Annotated in this window: 25 protein-coding genes; 12 read left to right on the top strand and 13 right to left on the bottom strand. The window is 73.5% G+C overall.

Translation table 11 applies throughout. The features are described 5' to 3' along the window. Positions 1 to 91: 91 nt before the first annotated feature. The 3 genes from Q9R28_RS06620 to Q9R28_RS06610 all read left to right on the top strand — a co-directional run bounded on the left by Q9R28_RS06620 (position 92) and on the right by Q9R28_RS06610 (position 3,477). Complete coding sequence (locus Q9R28_RS06620) at positions 92 to 1,948, top strand: phophatidylserine decarboxylase associated domain-containing protein (protein ID WP_311205723.1); 1,857 nt, start codon at positions 92 to 94, stop codon at positions 1,946 to 1,948. A gap of 171 nt (positions 1,949 to 2,119) precedes the next feature. Then, positions 2,120 to 3,115, top strand: coding sequence for an SDR family oxidoreductase (locus Q9R28_RS06615; RefSeq protein WP_209684630.1), 996 nt, complete (start codon positions 2,120 to 2,122; stop codon positions 3,113 to 3,115). Then, a complete protein-coding gene (locus Q9R28_RS06610) occupies positions 3,112 to 3,477 on the top strand; it encodes a hypothetical protein (protein WP_311205722.1) in 366 nt (121 codons plus the stop codon). Before Q9R28_RS06615 ends, Q9R28_RS06610 begins: the two co-directional genes overlap by 4 nt. Positions 3,478 to 3,487: 10 nt before the next feature. Here the strand turns inward: Q9R28_RS06610 and Q9R28_RS06605 are convergent, their stop codons facing one another. Further along, entirely contained in the window at positions 3,488 to 3,700 is a 213-nt protein-coding gene (locus Q9R28_RS06605) for a hypothetical protein (protein WP_066651373.1), read from the bottom strand. 199 nt (positions 3,701 to 3,899) lie between these two features. Here Q9R28_RS06605 and Q9R28_RS06600 point away from each other — a divergent pair, with 199 nt between their 5' ends. Further along, complete coding sequence (locus Q9R28_RS06600) at positions 3,900 to 5,372, top strand: glycosyltransferase family 39 protein (protein ID WP_311205721.1); 1,473 nt, start codon at positions 3,900 to 3,902, stop codon at positions 5,370 to 5,372. A 48-nt stretch (positions 5,373 to 5,420) separates the two neighbouring features. Continuing rightward, positions 5,421 to 7,022 carry a glycosyltransferase family 39 protein gene (locus Q9R28_RS06595; protein WP_311205720.1) on the top strand — a complete coding sequence of 534 codons (1,602 nt, stop codon included), beginning with the start codon at positions 5,421 to 5,423 and terminating at the stop codon, positions 7,020 to 7,022. Positions 7,023 to 7,051: 29 nt separating this feature from the next. Here the strand turns inward: Q9R28_RS06595 and Q9R28_RS06590 are convergent, their stop codons facing one another. After that, a complete protein-coding gene (locus Q9R28_RS06590) occupies positions 7,052 to 10,630 on the bottom strand; it encodes a proline dehydrogenase family protein (protein WP_311205719.1) in 3,579 nt (1,192 codons plus the stop codon). A 118-nt stretch (positions 10,631 to 10,748) separates the two neighbouring features. Here Q9R28_RS06590 and Q9R28_RS06585 point away from each other — a divergent pair, with 118 nt between their 5' ends. Further along, positions 10,749 to 11,213, top strand: a complete 465-nt coding sequence (locus Q9R28_RS06585; protein ID WP_158407717.1) for a MarR family winged helix-turn-helix transcriptional regulator — start codon at positions 10,749 to 10,751, stop codon at positions 11,211 to 11,213. A 25-nt stretch (positions 11,214 to 11,238) separates the two neighbouring features. Here the strand turns inward: Q9R28_RS06585 and Q9R28_RS06580 are convergent, their stop codons facing one another. The 5 genes from Q9R28_RS06580 to Q9R28_RS06560 form a co-directional block, all read right to left on the bottom strand. Further along, positions 11,239 to 12,114, bottom strand: a complete 876-nt coding sequence (locus Q9R28_RS06580) for a serine hydrolase (protein WP_311205718.1) — start codon at positions 12,112 to 12,114, stop codon at positions 11,239 to 11,241. Positions 12,115 to 12,121: 7 nt separating this feature from the next. After that, positions 12,122 to 12,856 carry an anti-sigma factor gene (locus tag Q9R28_RS06575; RefSeq protein WP_066651362.1) on the bottom strand — a complete coding sequence of 245 codons (735 nt, stop codon included), beginning with the start codon at positions 12,854 to 12,856 and terminating at the stop codon, positions 12,122 to 12,124. Continuing rightward, on the bottom strand, positions 12,853 to 13,368 hold the full coding sequence (locus tag Q9R28_RS06570; RefSeq protein WP_066651360.1) for a sigma-70 family RNA polymerase sigma factor: 516 nt from the start codon (positions 13,366 to 13,368) through the stop codon (positions 12,853 to 12,855). Before Q9R28_RS06570 ends, Q9R28_RS06575 begins: the two co-directional genes overlap by 4 nt. Further along, positions 13,365 to 14,063: a YceI family protein gene (locus Q9R28_RS06565; RefSeq protein ID WP_311205717.1), complete on the bottom strand. Its 699-nt coding sequence runs from the start codon at positions 14,061 to 14,063 to the stop codon at positions 13,365 to 13,367. The genes Q9R28_RS06570 and Q9R28_RS06565 overlap by 4 nt, the downstream gene beginning before the upstream one ends. Before the next feature lie 120 nt (positions 14,064 to 14,183). Further along, entirely contained in the window at positions 14,184 to 14,870 is a 687-nt protein-coding gene (locus Q9R28_RS06560) for a hypothetical protein (protein ID WP_209684638.1), read from the bottom strand. 304 nt (positions 14,871 to 15,174) lie between these two features. Here Q9R28_RS06560 and Q9R28_RS06555 point away from each other — a divergent pair, with 304 nt between their 5' ends. Both Q9R28_RS06555 and Q9R28_RS06550 read left to right on the top strand, forming a co-directional pair. Then, positions 15,175 to 15,360: a hypothetical protein gene (locus tag Q9R28_RS06555; protein WP_058729353.1), complete on the top strand. Its 186-nt coding sequence runs from the start codon at positions 15,175 to 15,177 to the stop codon at positions 15,358 to 15,360. Positions 15,361 to 15,422: 62 nt separating this feature from the next. Beyond that, the gene (locus Q9R28_RS06550) at positions 15,423 to 16,280 is read left to right on the top strand and encodes an NAD-dependent epimerase/dehydratase family protein (protein WP_251160049.1); all 858 of its coding nucleotides are present in this window, start codon (positions 15,423 to 15,425) and stop codon (positions 16,278 to 16,280) included. 23 nt (positions 16,281 to 16,303) lie between these two features. Here Q9R28_RS06550 and Q9R28_RS06545 read toward each other — a convergent pair whose 3' ends face one another. From Q9R28_RS06545 to Q9R28_RS06535, 3 genes are all read right to left on the bottom strand, one after another. Further along, on the bottom strand, positions 16,304 to 16,816 hold the full coding sequence (locus Q9R28_RS06545; protein WP_311205716.1) for a GNAT family N-acetyltransferase: 513 nt from the start codon (positions 16,814 to 16,816) through the stop codon (positions 16,304 to 16,306). A gap of 102 nt (positions 16,817 to 16,918) precedes the next feature. After that, complete coding sequence (locus Q9R28_RS06540; protein WP_058750533.1) at positions 16,919 to 17,107, bottom strand: hypothetical protein; 189 nt, start codon at positions 17,105 to 17,107, stop codon at positions 16,919 to 16,921. Positions 17,108 to 17,172: 65 nt separating this feature from the next. Next, entirely contained in the window at positions 17,173 to 18,072 is a 900-nt protein-coding gene (locus Q9R28_RS06535) for a DNA-3-methyladenine glycosylase 2 family protein (protein ID WP_209684925.1), read from the bottom strand. 194 nt (positions 18,073 to 18,266) lie between these two features. Here Q9R28_RS06535 and Q9R28_RS06530 point away from each other — a divergent pair, with 194 nt between their 5' ends. The 4 genes from Q9R28_RS06530 to Q9R28_RS06515 all read left to right on the top strand — a co-directional run bounded on the left by Q9R28_RS06530 (position 18,267) and on the right by Q9R28_RS06515 (position 22,020). Next, positions 18,267 to 19,295, top strand: a complete 1,029-nt coding sequence (locus Q9R28_RS06530; RefSeq protein WP_251154335.1) for a 6-phosphofructokinase — start codon at positions 18,267 to 18,269, stop codon at positions 19,293 to 19,295. 144 nt (positions 19,296 to 19,439) lie between these two features. Further along, positions 19,440 to 20,417, top strand: coding sequence for an MDR family oxidoreductase (locus tag Q9R28_RS06525; protein ID WP_311205715.1), 978 nt, complete (start codon positions 19,440 to 19,442; stop codon positions 20,415 to 20,417). A 90-nt stretch (positions 20,418 to 20,507) separates the two neighbouring features. After that, positions 20,508 to 21,194, top strand: a complete 687-nt coding sequence (locus Q9R28_RS06520; RefSeq protein WP_311205714.1) for a GntR family transcriptional regulator — start codon at positions 20,508 to 20,510, stop codon at positions 21,192 to 21,194. A gap of 40 nt (positions 21,195 to 21,234) precedes the next feature. After that, on the top strand, positions 21,235 to 22,020 hold the full coding sequence (locus Q9R28_RS06515; RefSeq protein ID WP_066651344.1) for an ABC transporter ATP-binding protein: 786 nt from the start codon (positions 21,235 to 21,237) through the stop codon (positions 22,018 to 22,020). A gap of 120 nt (positions 22,021 to 22,140) precedes the next feature. Here Q9R28_RS06515 and hemL read toward each other — a convergent pair whose 3' ends face one another. From hemL to Q9R28_RS06500, 3 genes are read right to left on the bottom strand one after another with little or no spacing between them, the layout of a single operon-like run. Then, the gene (hemL, locus tag Q9R28_RS06510; protein ID WP_311205713.1) at positions 22,141 to 23,505 is read right to left on the bottom strand and encodes a glutamate-1-semialdehyde 2,1-aminomutase; all 1,365 of its coding nucleotides are present in this window, start codon (positions 23,503 to 23,505) and stop codon (positions 22,141 to 22,143) included. Next, complete coding sequence (gene hemB / locus Q9R28_RS06505; RefSeq protein WP_268746766.1) at positions 23,502 to 24,557, bottom strand: porphobilinogen synthase; 1,056 nt, start codon at positions 24,555 to 24,557, stop codon at positions 23,502 to 23,504. Before hemB ends, hemL begins: the two co-directional genes overlap by 4 nt. Further along, positions 24,554 to 25,324 (bottom strand): uroporphyrinogen-III synthase, encoded by a 771-nt coding sequence (locus Q9R28_RS06500; RefSeq protein ID WP_066651333.1) that lies wholly within the window; start codon positions 25,322 to 25,324, stop codon positions 24,554 to 24,556. The genes hemB and Q9R28_RS06500 overlap by 4 nt, the downstream gene beginning before the upstream one ends. Between the last annotated feature and the right edge of the window lie 46 nt (positions 25,325 to 25,370).

The raw sequence follows: 25,370 nt of genomic DNA, 5'->3' as shown, positions 1-25,370 counted from the left end.
GCCTGACGGACCCCGCCGATCCACGGATCGGCGGGGTCCGTCGTCCTCGGAACTGCGACCGCTCCCTCCGCGCGTGAGTACCGTCGGGGTCGTGACCGGTGGAGCGCAGCAGCAGGACGTCCGACGCCGCGCGGGATGGCTCCCGCAGGACCAGAGCGGGCTCGAGGCCTGGCTCCGCGGGCGTCGCGAACGCCACCAGGAGCGCGACCCCGACCGGGCCCTGCACCCGGCGGTCTCGGCCCTCCGCGACCTCGTCGAGGGCGACCCCGTGCTGCGGATGCACGCGCACCAGATGATCGAGCAGGTCCCCGCTGGTCGCGAGTACCAGGACCGGCACCTCGAGTCGTTCGGGGAGCTGCTCGAGCTCGTCGACGAGGTCATCACGACCGCGCCCGAGTACAGCGACGAGCAGATGGTGATGACGCCGCTCGACGGGGTGCTCGACTGGACGAAGGCGACCCCGGCGGGCTTCGCCTTCTACCGGGACCCGCGCGTGAACGACGCGCTCCGGACGATCCTGCAGGGGTGGTGCGACTTCCTGTCGAGCGACAAGTCCCTCGAGGTGCTCGTGGACGCACCCTCGGGGTGGTGCAGCGATGCCGCTCGACGGGCGGTCGGCATGGACCGGTTCGAGCACGATGCCGACGCCGAGCACTGGGGCTTCGGGTCGTGGAACGACTTCTTCACGCGGCGCTTCCGGGACGGCGAGCGCCCGGTCGCCGCGCCCGACGACGACGCGGTCGTGGTGAGCCCCTGCGAAGCCACCCCGTACCGGATCGCCAGCCGCGTCCACCGGCTCGACGCGTTCTGGGCGAAGGCGGAGCCGTACTCGGTCGAGGAGCTGCTCGCCGGCGACGAGACCGCCGACCTGTTCGTCGACGGCACCGTGTGGCAGGCGTTCCTCAGCGCGCTCGAGTACCACCGCTGGCACAGCCCGGTCGCCGGGACGGTCCTGCGCGCCTGGGTCGAACCGGGAACCTACTACTCCGAGGCCTCGTCGCAGGGCACCGACGCCGCCGAGCCGCAGCTGTCACAGGGCTACCTGGCACACGTCGCCACCCGCGCGATCGTGCTCATCGACGCCGACGACCCCGCGATCGGGACGATCGCGGTCGTGTTCATCGGGATGTCCGACGTATCCTCGTGCGTGATCGGCGAGGGGATCTCGGACGGTGCGCACGTCGGCAAGGGCGACGAGCTCGGGTACTTCCAGTTCGGCGGGTCGTCGGTGTGCGTGCTGTTCGGGCCGGACGTCGTCGAGTCGTTCTCGCTGGGAGCGCTGCCGCAGGCGCCGGAGGAGGAATCGGCGGTCCTGCCGGTGCGGTCGCACCTGGCGACGGCGCTGCGGCGGTCGTCCGACCGACGGAAGCGGTCGACGTCGGCTCCGCGAACGGTCGGCTACCGCCTCCCGTCACCGCGACGGGGCTCGGCCTGCCCGCTGTGCGTGCACGAGGGCGAGCACCGCGGCGAACACGGCTGCCGCGATGCCGCCACCGACCCAGACCGCCGCGCGCCAGGCGGGGAGCACCGGGCCCTCGGGGAGCACGAGTCCCAGGACGACGAGGACCGCGCAGCTCAGGACCACGCCGAGGAACGCCCAGGCCACGGCCGAGAGGTCGAAGCGTGGCACGGATCGGGCGTACCGACTGAGCTGCGAGAAGCCACCGACGACCCCGATCGTCGCCGCGATCGGGAACCCGACGACGAGACTCGCGACCATCACCGCCGCTCCGGCGGTGACACCGACCACGACGCGCACGCGGTGCAGGTCCCACGACGCGCCACGCGTCTGCTCCCGGTACGCCCGCAGCGCCGCGACGAGGAGCACCACCGCGCACGCGATCCCGAGCACACCGGCGACGGCCCCGGTGACGAGGGCGAGCGCATCGCCGAACGTCCTCCCGACCAGGACGGCGACGACCGCCAGCACGAGCGCGAGGACCGGTGACCCGAGGACCTCCCGGTACCGGGTCGGGGTCCGCAACACCCAGCCGGGAGGTGCCTCCTCGGCCTGCTCCTGGTCGTCCGTCTCCACCGCGCCATCCTGCCCCACGCCGTCCGGCGGCCGGGGGACAGCGGCTGGACCGGTGCGGACACGAGCCCGCGTACAACGGACAGCATGACGCGCGTGGCAGTGGTGACCGGTGGTTCGGCAGGGCTCGGACGGGCGACCGTCCGCGAACTCGCGGCCCGGGGGTGGGACGTCGCCGTCCTGGCCCGTGGACGCGACGGTGTCGACGCCGCGGTCGCCGAGGTCGAGGCCGCGGGACGCCGTGGCCTCGCGCTGATCGCCGACGTGGCCGACCGACAGGCCGTCGAGGCCGCCGCCGAGCGCACCGAGCAGGAGCTCGGACCGATCGACCTCTGGGTGAACTGCGTGATGGTCGGGGTCTTCGGGCGCTTCACGGACACCGGCCCCGACGACTTCGAGCGCGCTGTCGACGTCAACTTCCTCGGCTTCGTCAACGGCACCCGCGCGGCGCTGGCCCGGATGGTCCCCCGTGACCGTGGGCACGTCATCCAGGTCGGTTCCGCACTGGGCTTCCGGGGCATCCCCCTGCAGGCCGCCTACTGCAGCGCCAAGCACGCCATCGTCGGCTTCACCGAGTCGGTGGTGTCCGAGCTCACGGAACAGGGCAGCAGGGTGGCCGTGAGCCGCGTCGACATGCCCGCGCTCAACACGGTGCAGTTCAACTGGGTGAAGTCGCTCCTGCCGCACCACCCGCAGCCCGTCGCACCGATCTACCAGCCCGAGGTCGGCGCCCGCGCGATCGCCGTCACCGCGGAGCGGCCGCGCCGCCGCACGTGGGTGGGCGAGTCGACCGTCTACACGATCCTGGGCAACCGGATCAGTGGACGCTTCGCCGACTGGTACGCCGCGAAGACCCTGGTCAGCGGACAGCAGGCCGAGCAGAAGGACGGACAGTCGCTGCCGACGAACCTGCACGAGCCCGTCCCGGGCGACCACGGTGCACACGGGGTCTTCGACGACTCCGCGCACGCCTGGTCACCGCAGACGTGGTGGGTGGAGCACCGCAGGCTCGGCAACGGGATCATCGGAGCCGCCGTCGGCGTCGCGGGCGCGATCGCCCTGGCCGCGGGGAAGCGCCGATGAGCCGCCGCTCCCGCAGGGACCGCCGGCAGCGTGCTCGGTGGGTCGAGGGGCTCCGCGCCGGCATCGGCGTCGCACACCTGCTCGCCTCGCGTGGGTCGACGGGCCGGGTGGCCGTGTTCGGTCGGGTGCTCGGCGCCCGGCAACTCGTGCAGGCCGCACTGCTCACCCGCGCAGCGTCACCGGAAGCGCACGTCCTCGGCGCCGCGGTCGACGCCACGCACGGCGTCTCGATGCTGCCGCTCATCATCCTCGACCGGCAGACACGGGGGTTCGCGGCACGGCAGCTCGTCGTCGCCGTGGTCCTCACCGTGCTCGAGGTCGGCCTCGTCGGCACGGGACACGGTCGCCCCGGCCGACGCTGACCGCCGCTGCCTACTCGACCTCGTCGTTCGGCTGCTCCTCCTCGACACCCGTCTCGTCCATCCGGTCGCGCAGGTGGTCGGCCATGGCGCCGGCACCCTCGTGTCCGTGGTCGTGATCGACCTGCTCGACCAGCCCGGCGAGCTTCTCCTCGTTGGTCGCCTCGGTGGCACCGTCCATCACGGGGGCGGTCTGGACCTCGTCGTCGTTCGCTCGTGCGTTCATGCACGGGACGCTACGCCGCTCGGCCCGCGCGTCGGCGGCGGACGGTCAGGCATCGCCGCACAGCGGAGCGCGCAGACCCCGCTGCTAGCCTGGCGGGATGTCCGACCTCGGGATCGAGTCGCGGACCGGATCCGTTCCCGCGCCGGTCACGCGCCGTCGCGCCAGGGGGCCCCGTCGCTCCCTGCTTGCCGCTGTCCTGGTGGGTCTGATCGCTGCAGCCGTGTCCTTCGCCGGCGCCTGGAGCACCCCGTCCGCGCTGGACGAGGCGGCCACGATGAGTGCCGCGAACCGGTCCCTGGGACAGCTGTGGCAGATGGCACAGCACGTGGACGGCGTGCACAGCCTGTACTACGCCCTGGTGCACGTGTGGCTCGACGTCGTGCCGTTCGAGTTCTGGACACTGCGACTGCCGGGTGCCGTGGGCATCGGGGTCGCCGCCGGGCTGCTGGTGGAGCTCGCGCGCCGTCTGGTCGACCTGCGGACCGGGATCGTCGCCGGGCTGGTGTTCGCGGTCCTCCCCCGGGTGACGTCGGCCGGCATCCAAGGGCGCTCGTACGCGTTGACGACCACCACGGCGGCCGCCCTCACGCTCGTCCTCGTCATCGCCGCGGACCGCTCTCTCGCCCGGCGGCGCAGCGCCTGGGCCTGGTGGTCCGCGTACGTCGTCGTCGGCGGACTGAGCACCTACCTCTTCCTCTACTCGGCGCTGCTCGTCGTCGCGCACGCCGTCGCGGTGGTCGTGTGGTTGCTCGTGCGGCGTCGGCGCTCCGACTGGATCGAGGTGGCCCTGCCCTTCGCGGCCGCGACGGCCCTGGTCGCTGCATCCACCGTGCCGCTCGCCCTCCTCACCTCCGGGCAGGCATCCGAACAGCTCTACTGGATGAGTTCGCGCCTCGCCCTCGACGGACGGCTCGCGGACTCGGTCTTCGTCCAGCAGTACTTCGCCCGGTCGCTGCCGCTCGCGCTGGTCGGATGGGCCCTCGCGGTCCTCGGGGTCGTCGCCGCGTTCGTCGACCGCCGGTCGCGCTCGCGACGGCCCGCAGTGTGGCTCGCCCTCTGTACCGTCGTCGTCCCGACCGCAGCCGTCATCGTCGTGTCGGTGGTCGTGCAGCCGTACTACAACTCCCGGTACCTGACCTTCGCCGCACCCTTCGTCGCCCTGCTCGTCGCCCTCGGCGCGACGTCCTTCCGCGCGCGGCTCGTGGCGCCCTTGGCGGTCCTCGCCGTCGTGGCACTCGCCACGCCCGCGATCGTCGGGCAACGGGCCGGCGAGGGATCGCCGGGGGGCGAGTGGGAACGGGTCGCGGCGTACGTCGCCGCGGACCGGGCCGCCCACGACGACGGGGACGGCCTCGACGCCGTCTACTACGGACCGTTGCCCGGGCACCCGAAGCGGACGACGGAGTACGTGTCGTCCTCCTACCCGGCCGCCTTCGCCGGCATGCGCGACCTGACGGTGGTCCGCAGCGCTGCGAGCATCGGCCAGCTGTGGGCCGACCGACTCGCTCCGCTGGACGACCTGCCGCTCGAGGGTGTCGAGCGTGTCTGGTACGTCGGCGGACGGACGAGCGTCCAGCCCGCTGCTGCACGCGAGGCGCTCGCACGGGCCGGCTGGTCGGAGGACGACCGGGAGCGCATCGGCGACTTCTACGTCATCGCCTACACCCGGTGAGGCCCGGACGAGACGGTGGGTCGTCGACCGGACGGTAGGCTCGGCTCCGTGCGCCGATCCCTGACGACCAGGGACGCGGGATCGGACGACGTGTCCGACGTGCCCGCGTCCGACACCACCCGACCGGCCTGGCGTCACCCCGCGGTGCCGGCCTCGCTCGTCGGCATCGTGGCGTTCCTGGTCTCCTTCGCGGGGACGTGGGCTGCGCCGGCAGGGATCGACGAGGCCGCGACCATGTCGTCCGCGCGCCGCTCCCTGCCGGAGCTGTGGCACATGGCGCACAACGTCGACGGGGTGCACAGCACCTACTACGCGCTGATGCACCTTTGGTTCTCGGTCGTGCCCTACGACATGCTCACCCTGCGGCTGCCGAGCGTGATCGCCTCCGCCGTCGCGGCAGCGCTCCTCGTCGAGCTCGGCCGACGGGTCGCCGACGCTCCGACGGGGGTCGTGGCGGGACTCGTGTTCGCCGTCCTGCCGCGCGTCACCTCCGCGAGCGGCCAGGGGCGCTCGTACGCGTTCAGCTTCACGTTCGCGGTCCTGCTCACCCTCGTTCTGGTCGTCGCCGTGCAACGCACCCGCGACCGTGTGCCGCGCGCCTGGGTGTGGTGGCTGGGCTACGCGCTCGTCGCCGCAGTCGGCTCGTACTTCTTCCTGTACTCGGCGCTGCTGGTCGTGGCGCACGGTGTGACGGTCCTGGTCTGGCAGCTGACCCGCCGTCAGCCCGCCGGGATCCTGCGTGCCGGGCTCTGGTGGCTCGGCGCTGCGGCGGTCGCGGGGCTCCTGGTGCTGCCCCTCGTCCGGATGACCTCGGGGCAGGCGGACAAGCAGCTCTACTGGATCGGCACCACGTTCGACTTCAACCGCAAGGTGGTGCAGTCGATCCTGGTCGAGCAGTACTTCGGCGACTCGGAACGTCTCGCGCTGGTGGGGATCGTGCTCGCCGTCGTGGGCGTCCTCGTGACGGTCGCGGTCCCGCGTCTCCGCCGACGGGTCCGCGCCGTGGAGCTCGCGGTCCCCGCCGTCGTCGTGCCGCTCGTCGCGGTCCTCGCCGTGTCGATCCTGGTGAAGCCGCTGTACAACGCGCGGTACCTGACCTTCACGACCCCCTTCGTCGCCCTCGCGATCGCGCTCGCCCTCACCGCGTTCGGTGCACTCCTGCGCTGGCGTCTGACCCTCGCCCTCGCGACCGCGGGAGTGGTGGTCATCGCCCTGCTCGCGTACCCCGTCATCGCCGCACAGCGCGCACCGATCGGCAAGACGGGCACGCACTGGAAGATGGCGACGGACCACCTGGCCGCCGAGCGCGCGCAGGAGCCCGCCGGCAGCCGCGACGGCGTCTACTACGGTCCGCTGCCGCGGCACGAGATCCGGACGACCGAGTACGTCTCCTCGGCCTACCCCGACGCGTTCGCGGGCATGCGCGACCTGACGCTCGTGCGCCCGGCCTCGGAGATCGGCGAGCTGTGGGCAGAACGCGAGCCACGCGACCGCGAGCCCGACGTGTCGGGGCTCGACCGAGTCTGGTACCTCGGTGCCGAGACGAGCAGCCAGCCCGCGACGCTGACCGCGCAGCTCGAGGCCGACGGGTGGCGTGTCGAGTCGCGGAAGTCCGTGCAGACGCTGGAGATCATCAGCTACGTCCGCTGACGGCCGACGGAGGACCGCAGCCGTCCGCCTCAGAGCCGCAGTCGGCTGAACGACCGGGAGACGTCACCGTGACGGTGCGCGGTGACGGACACCGTCTGCTCCCGCAGGAAGTGCAGCATCTCGACGATGCCGGACTCCACCACGGGGTCGTCGTGGATGGTCGTCTCGGTGCCGGCGCCCAGGGCCTCCTCGAGGGCACGGGCGTCACCGCCGAGCAGCCGGACGCGTGACCCGGGGCCGCCGAAGGCCGCGTGCCGTCGGGGCTCCGCTCCCTGCGCGAGCACCAGGTCGATCGGGTCGACCTCCGGCTCAGCGCCGTCCGACCACCCGTCCTTCAGCAGGGTGCCCGCCGCAGCCCGTCCCAGGAACGTGGCGTCGTCCTCGACGACCTGGTCGACCACGTCGAGGGGCGAGCGCGCCGTCGAGAACAGCGGCAGGAGCTCGGCGGGCAGCGGACGGGCGGTGCTGAGGAGCACGTGCGCGCGCGCTGCGGTCGCGGCGACGAGCACGCGGACGAGGTCGCCGGCGCCGACCCCCGAGGACTGCCGGACCACGACCGACTGCGGGCGGAACCGGATGACGTTCCGCTCGACGACCAGGTCGGCCGTGTCCCGCGATCGTCCGTACAACGATGCCCGGGCAGCGGCATCGCTCTCGGCCCCGGCACGGACGCGGTCGAACTCCTCGAAGGACAGTCCGGCCCGGGCCGCCTCGATGACGGCGGTGACGCGGTTGCCCAGTCCCTGCAGCTGGATGTTCCGGTGCGGCTGACGTCGGGTCGGGTCCCACCGGTCCGCCCCGATCACGGCCAGCGGCCCGCCGCGGTGCACGGTCGGACCGACCGCGGTCCCGCGCCACCCGCCGACGGGCTGGCGTCCCGGCCGGGCCCCGGTGGTCGGGCGGTCGACCACGAGCACGCCGGCCCGTGTCCGGTCGGACCAGGTCGCGACCTCGTCGGGGTCGAGGGTGTGGAGCGCCGCGACGGAGCCGCCGTCGACGGAGTGCTGCAGGGCGATCGCCTCGTCGAGGGTCTCCACGCGGACGACGTCGAGGACGGGTGCCGGCACGGCCGTCCGCGCGAGGTCGCCCGTGGCGCGGACGCCCTCGCGCACACCCGGCGACCAGAGCCGGCCGGTGTCGTCCAGCGCGACCGGTTCGACGAGCCAGGTCTCCCCCGGGCGCAGCTCGGTGAGTGCGGTCCGGACGGCGCCGGTCGGCTCGGCGACGAGCGGCCCGACCTGGGCGGTCGCGTCCGTCGGCCACGCGGTGCGAAGGCCACGGACGGCATCGGCGAGCTGCTCGCGGAAGCGCGGGCTCTCCCCCACGGACCCGACGAGCACGAGCAGCGACACCGCCGACGACGCCTGTCCGGAGCGGGCGAAGGCGGAGGCGACGACGTCGCGCACCGCCTGGTCGAGGTCGGCCGAGGGGGTGACGACCGCGGTGACGACCCCGGTGAGCTCCGCCACGAGGGGCAGGTCCGCGCGCCACCAGCGGTAGGACCGAGCGGTCTCCGGGGTGCCGGTCAGGACGACGCGGTCGACGGCGGGGTGCGCCACGAGGTCGCGTGCGAGGTCGCTGCCGTCGAGGTCGACGAGCTGGAGCAGGGAGTGCGGGACCCCGGCGTCCCAGAGCACGTCGGCGAAGACGGCACCGGTGCGTCGGGCGGCGGTGGCGGGCTGGAGCACGACCCCGCTGCCCGCGGCGAGCGCGGTGAGCACACCGTCGGCGGCATCGAGGAGCGGGGCGTTCCACGAGGGCACGACGACCGTCAGGCGTGGCGGGACCGGGACCGCCCCGTTGATGTCCTCGAGGTGTCGCGTGCGGTCCGCGGCGTGCGTGGCGGCGTCGACGGCCCGGCTGACCTCGCCGTCGGCGTCGGTCAGGGTGAGCCCGAGCTCGGCGATCATCGTCTCGACGAGTGCCCCGCGGTGGGTCTCGAGCGCGTGGCCGATCAGGTCGAACAGCTCGGCACGGTCCTCCGGGTCCTGGCGGCCCCAGTTCACACCGGCCTGGGCGGTGCGGGCGACGAGACGCTCGAGGCGTCCGCGGTCGGTGATGCGGGCGGCACGGATCGTCCTGGTGCCGCGCTGCGACTCCGGTACCCGGGCGAGCACCTCGGCGGCCCACGCGCGGTTGCCCGGCGTGGAGGGGTCGGTGTCCTGCGTGTTCTCGGCAGCCGAGCGCAGCACCGGGTCACCCGGCGGCCGTCGGCGGTCCTGGGTGCGGCGCGTGGGCGGCGCGGGACGGAGGAGCGCGGCCACGGCGTCGACGTGCTCGGCGGTGGCACGCTCGACGGCAGCGGTGTCGTCGGTCGAGCCGGTCGTGTCCGCCGCCGTCGACCCGGCCGTGGTCGAGCCGCCCACCGGGCGGTGGCCGGCGACCTCGCGCAGTCGACGAGCGAGGTACGGGACGGCAGCGTCGAACTCGTCGGGCCGCACCAGTGGCACACCGAGGACCACGTGGCCGAACGCCGTGCGCAGCACCTCGGCGTACCGCGTCGTGCCGAGGAGCAGCTCGGGTCCGACGACGTCGAGCACGCCGCGGCGCTCGGCGAGCACGTGCGCGGTCGCGAGGGCGAACGGGTCGTCGGTGGCGACACCGACGTGCACGGCGTCGGTCCGCTCGGGGTCGATCGCCGTGTCGAGCAGGCGCAGGAACGCGGTGTCCGTCGTGCGGGTGTCCGCGGTCACGGCGAGCGGCCGGCTCTCGAGCACGGCGTCGACCCCTTCGGTGGCGAGGAGCGTGCCCTTGGTGAAGCGGACGCGCACGGGTGCCCCGCCGGATGCCCGACGCTCCCGTGCTGCGGTCGTCACCCGGTCGAGCAGGTCGAGCGACTCGGGGAGTTCGGCGGGCAGGGTCACCCCGAGGGTGAGCTCCCGCGTGCCGTCGTGCTCGAGCAGCGCGCTCAGGACCGCGACGGCCCGTTCGACACCTCGGGCGCGGCCGGACTGCAGGGTGACCACGGGCGGTGTCGGCCGGCTCGCCGCGGTGTGCAGGAGCGGTGTGAGGTGCCGGACCGCGTCGGCGATGGCGGCGTCGAGGTCCCACGGGGACACCGGCGGCAGCACGGCGTCGAGGTCGACGGTGACGGCGGCGACGTCCTGGTGCAGCAGGTCGTCGAGTGCCGCGAGCCGTCGGTCGCGGCCGGCCGGTCCGAGCACGGCTGGACCGAGCAGGTCGACGTCGAGTCGGGTGTCCGGTCCGCCGACCTTCGCGAGTGCCGCGGGGGTCCGGGCGGGCGTGGCGTCGACGACGAGGTGTCCTGCGAGTCGCCGGAGCACCTTCCGCGCGGAGGGGACGACCGCCCACGGCGCCATGGTCGCGAAGCCACCGCCCACCGTCACCGCGCCGCGGAGGTACCAGGCGAGGTCGTCCGGTACCGCCCGGCTCGCACGCTCGAGGTTCCGGGCGACGACCTTCGGGTCCTCCGGCCGGACCACGACGTCGACGAACGCGCGGGCGAACTCGGCGCCACGGGGGTCGGCGAGCAGCTCGGCCAGACGTGCGGCCGCGGGCTCCGGCTTCACCCCGCGGGCGGCCTCGATCCACCCCTGTGCCCGCGTGACCGCGTCGTCGGTGCAGTCTCGGAGGTGCGGGGTCGGCATGGAGTGATCGTATTCCGGGCGTCCGACGTGACCTCTGAGCGCGCCGAGTGCTGCCCCGGAGTCAGCCGAACGGATGATCCTCGGTCCCGCGGCACGCCCGCTGGTTACGCTGGCGGTCATGGCGGAGCAGGGCGGCGAGGGGCACGACTGGGCGACCTGGGACGCGTTCCACGACGTCTGGCGTCGGCTCGACCGGGCGCTCGACCAGGCCGTCCAGCAGGGTGCCGGCATCTCGATCCCCGAGTTCGAGATCCTGATCGGCCTGCACCGCGCTCCCGACCACCGGTTGCGGGTCCGTGACGTCGCCGCGGGTATCGGGTGGGAGAAGTCGCGCGTGAGCCACCAGGTCACGCGGATGGTCGGGCGCGGGCTCGTCGCCCGCGCGGACTGCCCGGCGGACGGGCGTGGCAGCTGGGTGACGATGACGACCGAGGGTCGGCGCGCGGTGCTCGCCGGCATCCGCGCGCACACCGCGGCACTCGAGGAGCTGTTCTGGAGGCCCGTGGCTGCGGATGCGGACACCCTGCGGTCCGTCTCCCACCGCGTCCTCGACGCACTCGGTCCGGTCGAGCCGGAGGCCTGAGGAGAGCCCGCTCGGCGGGACCGGCTCAGCTGGAGCCTGCGAGCACCTCCGCGACGGCCGCGGCCGTCACGTCGGCACGCTCGTGGTCGTCCGCGGTGAGGGTGACGACGGCGTCGGCGACCGGGTCCAGGAGCACGAGCTGCCCGTACGCCCCGTGCAGTCGCCAGGTCCGTCCCAGGCCGCCCCAGCCCGCGAGGGCGTAGCGGTCGTACGACGGTGACGACCCCGCCGCGACCCAGTCGGTGTGCATCGCGTCGACGACCGCCGCGGGCACGAGCTGACGCCCGTCCGCCGCGCCGCGGTCCCGCAGCAACCGGCCGATGCGCGCGACCTCGGCGGTGCGGAGCCACAGGCCGCCGCCCGCGACGACGTGACCGAGCGGGCAGCGGTCCCAGCGGACGTCGTCGATGCCGAGCGGGGTGAAGATGCGGTCCTGCGCGTACGCGCCGACGTCGCCGACCCGTGCGGCCAGGGCCCTCGCGGCCGTGTAGGTGCTGGCGTTCGCGTACCGGAACGACCGTCCGGCGGTCGGGCGTCCGAGGAACTCCCGTGCCAGGTCCGGCCAGTCGGTGGTCTGCGTCGGCGACCACGGCATGTCGATGCCGCTCGTCATGGTCAGCAGGTGTCGGAGCGTGACGTCCTGCACACCCGGTCCGAGCACGACGTCGGGCAGCAGCGTGCCGACGGACTCGTCGAGCGCGAGCAGCCCGTCGTCCGCGGCGGTCCCGACGGCCAGGACGACCACGCCCTTCGCGACGGAGTGCACGTCACGGCGGACGTCGGCGGACCAGTGGTGCTCGGCGGTGTCGTCGCCGACCAGCACGTGCAGGCCGTGGGCGCGGAAGCCCGTCCGCGCGACCGCGCGGACGACGTCGTCGAGCACTGGTGCGGCGCGGTCCACCCCGCCATCATCCCGTGTGTCGAGCGAGGTCGGTGCTCACCAGGGACCCGCGTTCGCCGCGCAGTCGGACCTGCACCTCGGCGATGTCGTCGCGCGGGACGTCCGTCGACGCCGACAGCCCGCGGGCCTCGGCCCCGGCTGCCGACCACGAGGCCACGGTCTGCACGGAGCCGTCCTTCCGGACCACCACGAGGTCGTACATCACCGAGCCGTCCGCCGACCACTCCCTGCCGCCGTACGAGCACCCCCAGTCGAAGCGCGTGCCCCACTGCTCGCCGCTCACGGCCAGGTCGACGTCGAGACCCTGCGACCCGGTCATCGTGTAGCGGTCGCCCGCGGTCGTCGGTGCGGACGTCGTGGGCGCGCCACCGGCCTGCACCGTCGCACCTCGTCCACCGGCCGTGCCGACGGCGAGCCCGCCGAGCACGGCGGCGACGACCGCCAGCCCCGCGGTCACGGCCACCCATGCCCGACGGCGGCGACGACGGTGTCGGACGCGGTGCGCGACGGCGGCGAGGGTGCTCTCGGGACGCGTGTCGGGCCTCCCGTCCGGTGCCGCGATCTCGACCGCCTGGTCGGCCGGGAGCTTCGCGAGCAGACCGGGCAGGCCGACGAGCTCGGCGACGGCCGCCGTGCAGCGGTCGCACGTCTCGAGGTGCCGCTCGTACTCGAGCCGCTCGTCGGGCGTGAGCGAGCCGAGGACGTACGCCGCGTCCCACTCCGCGTACCGGTCCTCGCTCATCGGGTCACTCCTCGTTCCTGCAGTGCGAGCCGGAGGGCCCGGAGCCCGTAGTGCAACCGCGACTTCGCGGTGCCCTCGGGGATGTCGTGTCGTCGTGCGATCTCCGGCACGGTGTGGCCGAGCCAGTAGGCGTCGACCACCACGCGGCGGTGGTCCGGGCTGAGCGACGCGAGTGCGTCCGCCACGACGATGCGGTCGAGCACCGCGTCCGTCCGGTCGGCCTCGGCACGGTCGACCGGGTGCTCGGAGCCCTGCTCACGCCGGTTGCGTGCGGAGCGGGCGTCGTCGACGACCAGGTTCCGGGCGACCGTGAACAGCCAGGCCCGTGCGCTGTCGGGCGCCCGCTCGAGCACCGCCGGACGCTGCCAGGCGCGGACCATGGTCTCCTGCACGACGTCCTCGACGGTCGAGCCGTCCCGCGTCAGGTGCCGGACGTACCGGGTGAGCGCGTCGCCGTGCTCGCGGTACAGCGTCGCCAGCAGCTCGTCGGCGGAACGGCTCGTCACGGTCACTTCGCCAGGTCGAGGGAGAACTCGACCGAGCCCTTCCCGTCCACGGTGACGAAGCCGAGCGACGGGGCCTCGACCCCGTAGTCGGCGAAGGTGATCGGGACCGAGCCGACGACCTGGACGGCCCCGTTCTTCGTCACGGCGACCTGCGCATCGGCCGTGACCGGCTTCTCGACGCCGTGCAGGTCCATCGTGCCGGTGAGCGTGACGTCCTGGGTGCTGCCGTCGAGCGCCTTCGAGACGTCGACGGGCTCGGTGAGCGCGAACGTCGCCGTCGGGTACCGGTCGGTCTGCAGGGCCTTGCTCCGGAAGTACTCGTCGCGCGCGGCCTCGGGTGTGGAGATCGTCGCGACCTGCACCGTGACGGTCGCCTTCGTGAGCGAGCCGCCGTCGACCGTCGCGGTGCCCTCCACGTCCTTCGTCCGACCGACCACGTCCACATCATTCCCCTGCAGGACCTCGTGCACGCGGTACCCGGCGTACGAACTGCTCGTGCTCGTCCAGGTGCCGTCGGCCTGCTGGGCATCGAGCGTCGCACCGGAGCCGGACGGAGCGGCGCTCAGCGAGGGGGCGGCGGCGGCCTGGCCGTTGACGGTGTTCGCGTAGATGACCGGGCCGGCGATGACGGCTGCGGCGCCGATGACGACGACACCGGTGGCGATGCCGATGACGACCTTCGTACGTGTGCGGAGTCCCATGCCCTGACGACGAGACAGGGGACCGGATCGTTCACCCGGACGTGCGGAAGGCGCCGCTCCCGTGGTCGGGAGCGGCGCCTTCTCGTGGTGGTGCGGATGCGGCGGTTGTGCCGCGGGGTGTTACTTGATCTGTGCGGTGATCGTGGCGGTGCCGACGAGCATGCCGCGCTTGACGGCGTCGGTGCTGAAGGTCTTGTTCAGCAGGCCAGCAGCGTCCTCGGAGATGTGGACGGTGGTGCCGGTCAGGACCGCGTTGTCACCCTCGAGCTGCAGCGGCTTGAGCGAACCACCCCAGAGCTCGAACAGGTAGGCGTTCGACGCGGCGACCTCGCCGTTGACGAGGACGTCACCGTAGAGCTTGGACGAGCCCGGGTTCACGACGAAGTTCTCGAGCGTGACCGTGGTGTCGCCGGCCTTCAGGGTCAGACCCGAACCGTTGTGGTTCAGCAGGCCCTGCACGTAGGGGCGGTAGTTGCCGTCCGGGCTCCAGTAGGTGACCGAGCCGGCGGTGATCGGGAACGACACGGCGCCGTTCTCGAGCTTCGCGTCGCCCGAGACGCCCGGGGTCAGACCCAGCGAGGTCAGCGCGTCGGTGAAGCTGCTGTCGAGCGCGACGGAGGTGTCGCCGCCGAGGACGTCCGGCACGGATGCGACCGGGGCGGGGATCTTCGACGCCTCGGACGAGGAGGAGACCGTCTGCACGTTCGGGGTCGCGGCGTTCGCCGAGCTGATGCCGAACGCGGCACCACCGAGGACGAGGGCGCCGGTGGTGGCGAGGGTGATCGAGGTCTTGAGGGACTTGCGCATGAGATGCGTTCCTTTCGTCGTCGCGCTCGGCGCGGACACTGTGTGTGCGCCGAACACACCCCGGAAAGGGGTGGAGAACCAGCTACCTGCGGCTGGTGAGCGCTCCGGGTGTTTCCCGGTTGATGCAGGTGATTCGGGACCCTCCGCCGAAGGGTTTGGACGAGTTCTGAGTCGTTATCTCTCCGTTACAAACCCGGGGGACGCAGCGCCCGTACGGGTCGCACGAGCACCGCGCCCGAGTCGCCTCCCGGGGGACACTCCTGCCCGGACAGCGGTGGAGGCGCTCCCGCGTAGCGTGCGCCGCATGAGCGACCAGCAGCACGAGAACACCCCGACCGACGGCTCCACGGACGCCCCCGAGAGCGAGTTCCAGCGCACCGAGGACCTGCCCGACGGTTCATCCACCGGCAACGCGACCGAGGACCCGCAGCAGGACAGCGACGTCGACTCGGGCGGCGAGCCCGAGTCGCCGGACAACGAGCAGGTCTGACGACCGATGGCCCGGGCCCTCGCGCTCGGGCCGCTCCGACGCGCACCTGACAAGCTCAGGGCATGCAGCACCGCTCCCCCGTCGTCATCGCCGGCTGCGGTGACCTCGGTACCGAGGCCGCCCTGCGCTTCGCGGCGCTCGGCCACCCGGTCACCGGGCTCCGCCGTCGCGCCGAGCGCATCCCCGCGCCGATCGCCGGCCGCAGCGTCGACCTCCGACACGAGGTCCCGACGATCGCCCCGGAGACGGGCGTGGTCGTCGTCGCCTTCGCCGCCGGCTCCCGTGCCGTGGACGAGTACCGCGCGACCTATGTCGACGGCCTGCGCAACGTGCTCGACGGCATCGACGCGTCCGGCGCCTCGCCCCGGCTGCTCGTCGTGTCCTCGACCGCGGTGTACGACGCCGACGACGGCAGCGAGGTGACCGAGGAGACCCCGGCGCGGGCGAGCACCCCGACCGCCGGCGTCCTGCTCGAGGCCGAGGCGCTGCTGCGGGAGCGGGCACCCGAGGCCGTGCTCGTCCGGCTGTCGGGCATCTACGGGCCCGGCCGCGAGCGACTGATCGACCAGGTGCGGTCCGGGCAGGCCCGGCTGTCGCTCGGCACGTCGCCCCACACGAACCGCATCCACCGGGACGACGCCGCCGCGGCACTCGTCCACCTGGCGGGGGTGGACGACCCCGCACCGACGTACCTCGGTACCGACGACGAACCGGTCCGACTCGACGACGTCCTGACGTTCCTGGCGCACGAGCTCGGCGTCGAGCAGCTGCCGAGCGCCGAGCCCGAGGGGCGGCAGGCAGGCGGCGACAAGCGGCTCGCGAACGCCCTGCTGCGCTCGACCGGCTGGGAGCCGCGGTACCCGACGTTCCGCGAGGGCTACCGGGCCGTGCTCGCCGGCGAGGGCACCCGGCACCCGTAGGCCCGCCGACGCCGACACCGCTCCTACGGACGTGGGTCTCCGAGGGGCGCGCTCATCTGCACCCGTCGCCCGTACCGATCGAGACCGTGCTGCGCCTCGACCTCGAGCAGCGACCCGTGGAAGGACGTGGTGGGCTCCTCCTCGAGGAAGCCGACCGTCGCGTAGAAGGGAGCGTTCCACGGCACGTCCGCGTAGGTGCGGAGGGAGATGCGTGCGTACCCACGCTCGCGGGCTCCGTCCTTCGCGGCCTCCACGAGCGCTCGGCCGAGGCCCCGCCGCGACAGCAGCGGGTGGACCGACAGCTGTTCGAGATGGCAGACACCGTCCACCTCGAGGACGTGCGCGAAGCCGGCGACCTCGCCGTCGACCTCGGCGACGAGCAGGAAGCCGGGCTCTGCGAGCCGCGCTTCGCCGTGTGGAGCCGGAGCCCAGACGTCGGCGCGGAGGCGGTCGACCAACAGCAGGTCGGCGTCGTTCTCGATCCGCTCGACGGCGTCCGCGTCACTCGGCCGAGCGGAGCGGATGGAGGTCGTCATCGGGCCAGCGTAGGAGGCCCGAGGCCGCACCGACGACGGCCGGGAGGCACGTGGCGGCTCCGCCATGCCCCTCCCGGCCGCCGCCGGTCACGTCAGTGCCGCTCAGTGCTCGTCGTAGTGGTCCTCGTGACGGGCGTGCCGGTGGCCGTCGTGCACGAAGTCGACGTGGTCGCCGTGCTCGACGGTCTCGTGCTCGCCGCCGTCCTGCTCGTGGTCGTGGTCGGCGACGTCGTGCTCGGCGACGCGGTGCTCCTCGGCCTCGGCGGCGGGGGTGGTGTTCGGGTCCGACATGGTTCCTCCTTCGTGAGATCGGTTCTCACAAGGAGCCTACGTCGCAGCTCCGGTCCTGTCCGGGCTCAGTGCCAGCGGTGGTCCTGGATCGTCATCCGCGGGCCGAACGTCGGCTTCCGGAAGCCCGAGCCCCCGATCAGTCGCACGATGCGCTCGCGGTGCCCGCGCCAGGGCTCGAGGAGCTCGAGCATCCCGTCGTCGTCGACGGGGCCGCCCGTCAGTGCCCACCCGACGAGGGCCGGCACGTGGTAGTCGCCCACGCTCGGCGAGTCCGGGTCCCCGTGCGCCCGCTGCGCCGTCTCGGCAGCGGTCCACTGCCCGATGCCCGGGACCGACTGCAGCCGCTGCGACACGACCGCGCCACCACGACCGAGCCCCAGCGTCCGCTCGAGCGCGGGCGCGACCTTGACCGCCCGCATCACCGTCGCCGAGCGACCGGGCTCGATGCCCGCCCTGTGCCACTCCCAGCTCGGGATCCGCGCCCACTGCTCGGGGGCCGGCGGGACGAACATCTCCGCGGGCGCCGGACCGGGTGCCGGCTCGCCGAAGCGCCGGAGCAGGTACCGCCACGCGCGCCAGGCCTGTCGCGAGGTCACCTTCTGCTCCATGATCGCCGGCACCAGCATCGCCACGACTGTGTTCGTCCGGAGCAGCCGTAACCCCGGCTGACGGTGTCGCGCCTCGGCCAGGAAGGCGTGCGCGCTGACGTCGAGGTCGGACCAGTCGTCCCCGCGCCCGAGCAGGTCAGGTGCGTGCTCGACCGCCCAGGCGGCACCGGCACCCCACGCGGAGACCGCGACGGCATCGCTGCCCGCACGGCGCACGAGCACCGAGGCAGCCCCCGCCGGCGTGCGCAGCGCGAGCCACGTGTCGGACCCGACCACCTGGAAGGCGGGGTCACCGGAACCGCGCTGCAGGGGCCGGAGGGTCGCGCGGACGTCCACCGCGCCTCCAGGCCGGTACACGGTGTCGACCCGGACGGCCGCAGCGGAGGTCTGGCCGGACCCGACGCCCCGGCCGGACCCACCCGGCCGCCGACCGGGCGCTCCGGACGGACCGGAGGCGACGGAGGACGGCAGGGACACACGGGGATGGTAATGCCACACCACCGTCAGACATGATGGGGAGGTCCCCGCAACCCGACGACGTTGGAGTCTCCGTGCGCATCGGCATCCTCACCTCCGGAGGCGACTGCCCCGGCCTCAACGCGGTCATCCGCGCCATCGTGCTCAAGGGCATCGCGATCCACGGCCACGAGTTCGTCGGGTTCCGCGACGGCTGGCGGGGCGTCGTCGACGGGGACATCGTGCCCCTCGGCCGCAAGGACATCCAGGGCATCGCCAAGCAGGGCGGCACGATCCTCGGAACCAGCCGCACGAACCCCTTCGAGGGGCCGAACGGCGGCGTCGAGAACATCACGAAGACCCTCGAACGGCACGGCATCGACGCCATCGTGGCGATCGGCGGCGAGGGCACCCTGGCCGCGGCGAAGCGCCTCACCGACGCCGGCCTGCGGATCGTCGGCGTCCCGAAGACCGTCGACAACGACCTCGGTGCCACCGACTACACGTTCGGCTTCGACACCGCCGTCGCGATCGCGACCGAGGCCATGGACCGCCTCCGCACCACGGGTGAGTCCCACTCGCGCTGCATGGTCGCCGAGGTCATGGGCCGGCACGTGGGCTGGATCGCGCTGCACTCCGGCATGGCCGCGGGCGCGCACGCGATCCTCATCCCGGAGCAGAAGACGAGCATGGAGCAGATCGCGGCGTGGGTGCGTGCCGCCTACGACCGGGGACGGGCGCCGCTCGTGGTCGTCGCCGAGGGCTTCGTGCCGGACCACGAGGACAACGCGCACACGGAGCGCGGCCTCGACGCGTTCGGGCGGCCGCGGCTGGGCGGGATCGGCGAGCGTCTCGCGCCGATGATCGAGGAGATGACGGGCATCGAGACCCGCGCCACGACGCTCGGGCACATCCAGCGCGGTGGGACCCCGACCGCGTACGACCGGGTGCTGTCGACACGGCTCGGGCTCGCGGCGATCGACTCCGTGGTCGAGGGGCGGTGGGGCCGGATGGTCGCGCTCCAGGGCACGGAGATCGTGCACGTGTCGTTCGAGGACGCCCTGGGTGAGCTCAAGACGGTCCCGCAGGCGCGGTACGACGAGGCCGCCATCATGTTCGGCTGAGCGGCGCGGCGCCGTTCCGCGCGGAGGAGGCCGTTCCGCGCGGAGGAGACCGTTCCTTCCTGCTCACCATGCGCGGATCGTCCTTCCATCCTCCGTGCGATGGGTCGGAACGACGGCCGGGAGGCACGGGGTAGCGTCCGGTCCATGACGCGCGCAGTCCTCGTCTCCCGTTCCACCCCACCCGCGATCACGCAGGTCGACCGCCCCGACCCCACCGAGGGCGAGGCGTGCGTCGACGTCACGTACTCGAGCGTGAACTACAAGGACGGGCTCGCCCTGGCGGGCAACCCCGGCGTCGCCCGGATCGACCCGCTGGTCCCGGGCATCGACGTCGTCGGCACCGTGTCGGCGCTCGGCCCCGGGGTCCACGACGTCGCGATCGGTGACCGCGTGGTGTGCAACGGCGCCGGCCTGGGCGAGACGCGGTACGGCGGGTGGGCGGAGCACGCCATCGTGCCCAGCGGGTCCCTCGTCGTGCTGCCGGACACGGTCGAGGACTCGTTCGCGGCGGCGATCGGCACCGCCGGCTTCACCGCGATGCTCTCCGTCCTCGCCCTCGAGCGGACAGTCTCCCCCGAGGACGGGCCGGTCCTCGTGACGGGGGCGTCCGGCGGCGTCGGCACGGTGGCGATCGCCCTGCTCGCCGCCCGCGGGTACCGCGTGACCGCCTCGACCGGGCGGCGGGCGAACGAGGCCTCGCTCCGTGCCCTCGGCGCGTCGGACGTGGTCGACCGCGCGGCGATCGCTGAGCTCGGCAAGCCGCTGCAGCGCGCGACCTGGGCCGGCGCCGTGGACAGCGTCGGCGGCGCCACGCTCGCGAACGTGCTCGCCGCGACGAAGTGGGGTGGCGCGGTGACGGCGTGCGGCCTGGCGCAGGACGCCGCGCTGCCGACGTCGGTGATGCCGTTCATCCTGCGCGCGGTGTCGTTGCTCGGCATCAACTCGGTCGAGGCGCCCCTGCCCCTGCGACAGCGGGCGTGGGAGCGGCTCGCGACCGACCTCGACCCGGCACTGCTCGCCGACGTCACCCGCACGGTCGACCTCGAGCACGCCGTGGCGATCGGCGCCGAGGTGGTCGCCGGACGGGTGCACGGCCGGACGGTGGTCGACCTGCGACGCTGATGCTTTTCCCTCTCAGGTGATTTCCCGAACGCTTGCCAACTGACACGCTAGGTTTGGCACACGGAACACCCGAACCTGTGAGGAGCAGCCATGCCGGTACCCAAGTCGTCGGTGGAGTCGTCCCCCCGGAAGCTCCTGCGGGACGTCGTGCTCGAGAAGATGCTCGCCGCGATCCAGGACGGCACGCTGCAGGCCGGTGAACGCCTCAACGACGACGAGCTCGTCGCGTGGCTCGGCGTCAGTCGGACCCCGATCCGCGAGGCCATCGCGAAGCTCGTCGACTTCGGGCTCGTCGAGATGGAGGCGAACCGGTACACGCGCGTCGCGTCCCCGACCCGCGAGCAGTACGACGACGCGTTCCAGCTGCTCTTCGGGTTCGCCGAGCTCGCCGCCCGCTGGGCCGTGCCGAAGCTCGACGACGCCGCCGTGAAGCAGCTCGGCAAGCTCCTCGACCAGGCCCGCAAGCACGCCGACGCCGAGGACCGCGCCCTGAACGACGACGTCGATGCACTCATCGCGTTCCTCGTCGCGCACTCGGGCAACGAGCTGCTCGTCAAGATCGCCGAGGGCATCGTCAACCGCGCGAAGTTCGTGCGCATCGGGCAGCCGGAGTTCGTGTTCTGGGACGTCAAGCACGGGCTCGACTCGTTCCGTGCAGCGGCGAAGGCCCGCGACGGCGAGGCCGCCGGTGCCGTCATCCGCAGCATGTCCCGCGCGATGGCCGAGCACATGGCGGAGATCCGCGCCGCGAACGCGAACGCCGACGCGACCGCCTGAGACGGGCGGGGCGGGGCACCCGACCGGGCAGACTGGCCGGGTGACCGACGTCCTGCTCAGAACCGAAGCCCTCCGTGTCACCCGCTCCGGGCGGGACCTGCTGCACGACGTGGCGCTGACCGTCCGCAGCGGCGAGCACTGGGCGCTGCTCGGTCCGAACGGCGCGGGCAAGTCGACCCTGCTCGCCGTCCTCGGCGCGAACGGGCACCCGACCGCGGGCACCGTCGAGCTGCTCGGGCGTCGGCTCGGCCGCGTCGACGTGCGGGAGCTCCGCGAGCACATCGGGCACGTCGACCCGCGACACCGCATGCTGTCGCCGCTGACGGTCACCGAGACCGTCCTGACCGGGCTGACCGGCACGACGGACCTCATGATGCGGTGGGAGCCGACGCCGGACCAGCTCGAGACCGCCCGACGGCACGTCGCGGACGTCGGCCTCGCGGCACGGGCCGACGCCCGGTGGCCGGTGCTGTCGCAGGGCGAACGCGGGCGGACCCTCATCGCCCGGGCGTTGATGAGCGAACCGCGCCTGCTGCTGCTCGACGAGCCGGCCACCGGACTCGACGTCGCCGCGCGCGAGCACCTGCTCGAGACGGTCGACGCCCTGCGCCAGCGCCAGCCGGACCTCGGCAGCGTGATGGTGACCCACCACCTCGAGGACCTGCCCGCGTCGACCTCGCACGCGATGCTGCTGCGCGACGGCGCCGTGGTGGCCCAGGGCCCGGCCGACGAGGTCGTCACGTCCGAGGCGGTGTCGCACGCCTTCGCATTCCCGCTGGCCATCGAGCGGACCGCTGGCCGCTGGCACGCGCGCCGCGCGGAGTAGCCGCACCGCGCCTCCCGTCCGCCCCGTGACCCGGAGCCCGCGAAAACGCAACGTCGGCGGTCCCGCGCAGCGGGATGTCGCTGCGCGGAACCGCCGACGTGGCGTCTTGCGAGGGGACTCCTACGCGGTCGCGGCAGCAGCCGCGCGAGCGGCCGCGGGGAGCGCGTCGAGCACGCGACCGACGGCCGCGTCGTCGTGCGCAGCCGTGACGAACCACGCCTCGAACACGCTCGGCGGCAGGGTCACGCCCTGGTCGAGCATGCTGTGGAAGAACGGTGCGTAGCGGAAGGCCTCCTGCGCGCGGACGTCGTCGTAGTTCCGCGGCGCGGTCTCGGTGAAGGCGAACGAGAACAGGTTCCCGGCGTGCTGCACGGTGTGCGCGACCCCCTCGGCCGAGAGCGCGGCGCTCGTGGCGTCGGCGATCGTCGCCGCGGTGCGGTCCAGGTGCGCGTACACGTCGGGCGTCGCGGCCCGGAGCGTGGCGGTGCCGGCGGCCACGGCGAGCGGGTTCCCGGAGAGCGTGCCGGCCTGGTACACGGGTCCGAGCGGTGCGAGGAAGTCCATGACCTCCCGACGGCCGCCCAGCGCGGCGAGGGGCATGCCGCCGCCGATGACCTTGCCGAACGTGATGATGTCGGGCTTCCAGCCGGTGCCCTCGGGGACGGTGCCGTCGGCCTCCAGGCCCCACCACCCGGCGGGGCCGACGCGGAAGCCGGTCAGGACCTCGTCGACGATGAGCAGCGCACCCTGCGCGTGCGTGATCTCCGCGAGCGCCCGGTTGAAGCCGGGCTCCGGCGCGAGCACGCCCATGTTCGCGGCGGCGGACTCGACGATCACGGCGGCGATGCGCTCGGAGTGCTCGTCGAAGGCGGCCCGCACGGCGTCCAGGTCGTTGTACGGCAGCACCAGGGTCTGCGCGGCGGTCTCGGCGGTGATGCCCGCACTGCCCGGGAGCGCGAGCGTCGCGACACCCGAGCCGGCCTCGGCCAGCAGCGAGTCGGAGTGGCCGTGGTAGTGCCCGGCGAACTTCACGAGGAGGTCACGGCCGGTGTAGCCGCGGGCGAGCCGGATCGCGGTCATCGTCGCCTCGGTACCGGTCGACACCATGCGGAGCTTCTCGATCGGACCGTCGCCGTCGACCTGCACGCGCTGCTTCACGAGCTCGGCGAGCTCGGTCTCGCCCGGGGTCGACGCCCCGAAGGACAGGCCGCGGGATGCCGCCTGCTGCACGGCCTCGACCGTGCCGGGGTGCGCGTGCCCGAGGATCGCGGGGCCCCAGGACGCGACGAGGTCGACGTACTGCCGCCCCTCGGCGTCGGTGACGTAGGGGCCGTTCGCCGCGGTCAGGAACCGGGGCGTGCCGCCGACCGAGCCGTACGCGCGGACGGGCGAGTTCACCCCGCCGGGGATGCTGTCCTTCGCGCGGCCGAACAGCTCGTCGTTCGACACCGGAGCGGTGCCGGTGGAAGCGGTGGTGGTGGTCATTCGGGGGCCTTCCCGGTCGAGGCGACGCCGGACACCGCCGCGGTGCTGCCGGACGTGCGCAGGCCGGCCTCCTGGTTGAGCTTCCGTGCGATGTCCACGGCGAAGTACGTCAGGATCGCGTCCGCACCGGCGCGCTTGATGCCGACGAGGGCCTCCATCGCGGCGGCGTCACGGTCGATCCACCCGTTCTGGGCGGCGGCCGTGATCATCGCGTACTCGCCGGAGATCTGGTACGCCCAGACGGGGACCTCGGAGACGTCGGCGGTGCGGGCGAGGACGTCGAGGTAGCTCATCGCGGGCTTCACCATGACGATGTCGGCGCCCTCCTCGATGTCGAGCAGGACCTCGCGCAGGCCCTGGCGGCCGTCGGCGGCGTCGATCTGGTACGTCCGGCGGTCCCCGACGAGCGTCGAGGCGACGGCCTCGCGGAAGGGCCCGTAGAACGCCGAGGCGTACTTCGCCGAGTACGCCAGGAGCGCGGTGCCGCTGTGGCCGGCGGTGTCGAGGGCGTCGCGGGCGGCGGCGATCTGTCCGTCCATCATGCCGCTCATGCAGACGAGCTCGGCGCCGGCCTCGGCCTGGGCGACCGCCATGTCGCGGTAGCGCAGGAGCGTCGCGTCGTTGTCGACCGAGCCGTCCGCCGCCAGCACGCCGCAGTGGCCGTGGTCGGTGAACTCGTCGAGGCACAGGTCGGACTGCACGACGAGTGCGTCACCGACCTCCTCCTTCGCCACGCGGACCGCGACGTTCAGGATGCCGTCGGGGTCGGTCGCACCGGAGCCCTCGGCGTCCTTCGACGTCGGCACGCCGAACAGGTTCACACCGCCGACGCCCTGCGCCGCGGCCTCGTTCAGCGCCCGGCGGAACGAGTCGAGCGAGTGCTGCTGCACGCCCGGCATGCTCGAGATGTCGATCGCATCGGTGGCGCCCTCGCGGATGAACATCGGCAGCACGAGCTCGGCGGGGTGGATCCGCGTCTCGGCGACGAGTCGTCGCATGGCGGGGGTGGCCCGCAGTCGACGGGGGCGGACCTGGGGGAAGCGTCCGGTCACGATGACCTTCCTGTTCTGGGGTTCGGGTGGAGGGTCTCGACGACGGCGTCGAGCAGGGCTTCGGCGGACCGAGCGGCGGCGACCACGTGCACGGGGAGTCCCGCGGCACGGGCGGCGTCGGCGGTGGACGGTCCGATGCACGCGACGTGCGTGCTCGGGTCGAGCGGGGTCATCCGCGCTGCGACCTGTCGGGCGACGCTCCCGCTCGTCACGAGCACGGCGTCCGGTGGGGGGTCGAGGACGATCGGATCGTGGCCCGTCCCCACGGTACGGTACGCCACCACCTCCGACACGGCGATGCCGCGGGCGCGCAGTGCGTCGACCAGGGTGGTCGCGGCGATCTCGGATCGGGGGAACAGCACGGGTCCGGCGTCCGTCGGCAGGGCCGCGGCGAGCCCGGCGGCGGACTCCTCGTCCGGCACCAGGTCGACCGGCCACCCCGCCTGCCGGGCAGCACGCGCGGTCGCGTCGCCGACGCAGGCCACGCGGACGCCGGCCGGGAGGCGCGGCACGCGCCCGGCGACCACGCGCACGGCCGTCGCACTGGTCACGACGAGCCAGGGGGCTCCGGAGCCGGCTCCCCCGGGACGCGTGCCGACCGCGGGTGGTGTGTCGTGCCTCCCGGCCGGGGCGTCGACGACGGACGGTCCCGACGCGCGGTCGACGGACGGGGCGAGCGCGGCGTCTGCGAACCGGACGAGCGCCGCGTCGAGGTCCGCCGGGTCGGCGGGCGGAGCGTCCGTGATGAGCGGGACGACGACGGGCACGAGCCCGCGCTCCCGGGCCGCGGCGGCGACCGCGTCCCCCCACGCA

The sequence above is a fragment of the Curtobacterium sp. BRD11 genome (assembly GCF_031844345.1).
In the GTDB taxonomy this organism is placed as follows: domain Bacteria; phylum Actinomycetota; class Actinomycetes; order Actinomycetales; family Microbacteriaceae; genus Curtobacterium.
This window is presented reverse-complemented; position numbering and strand designations above follow the sequence as displayed.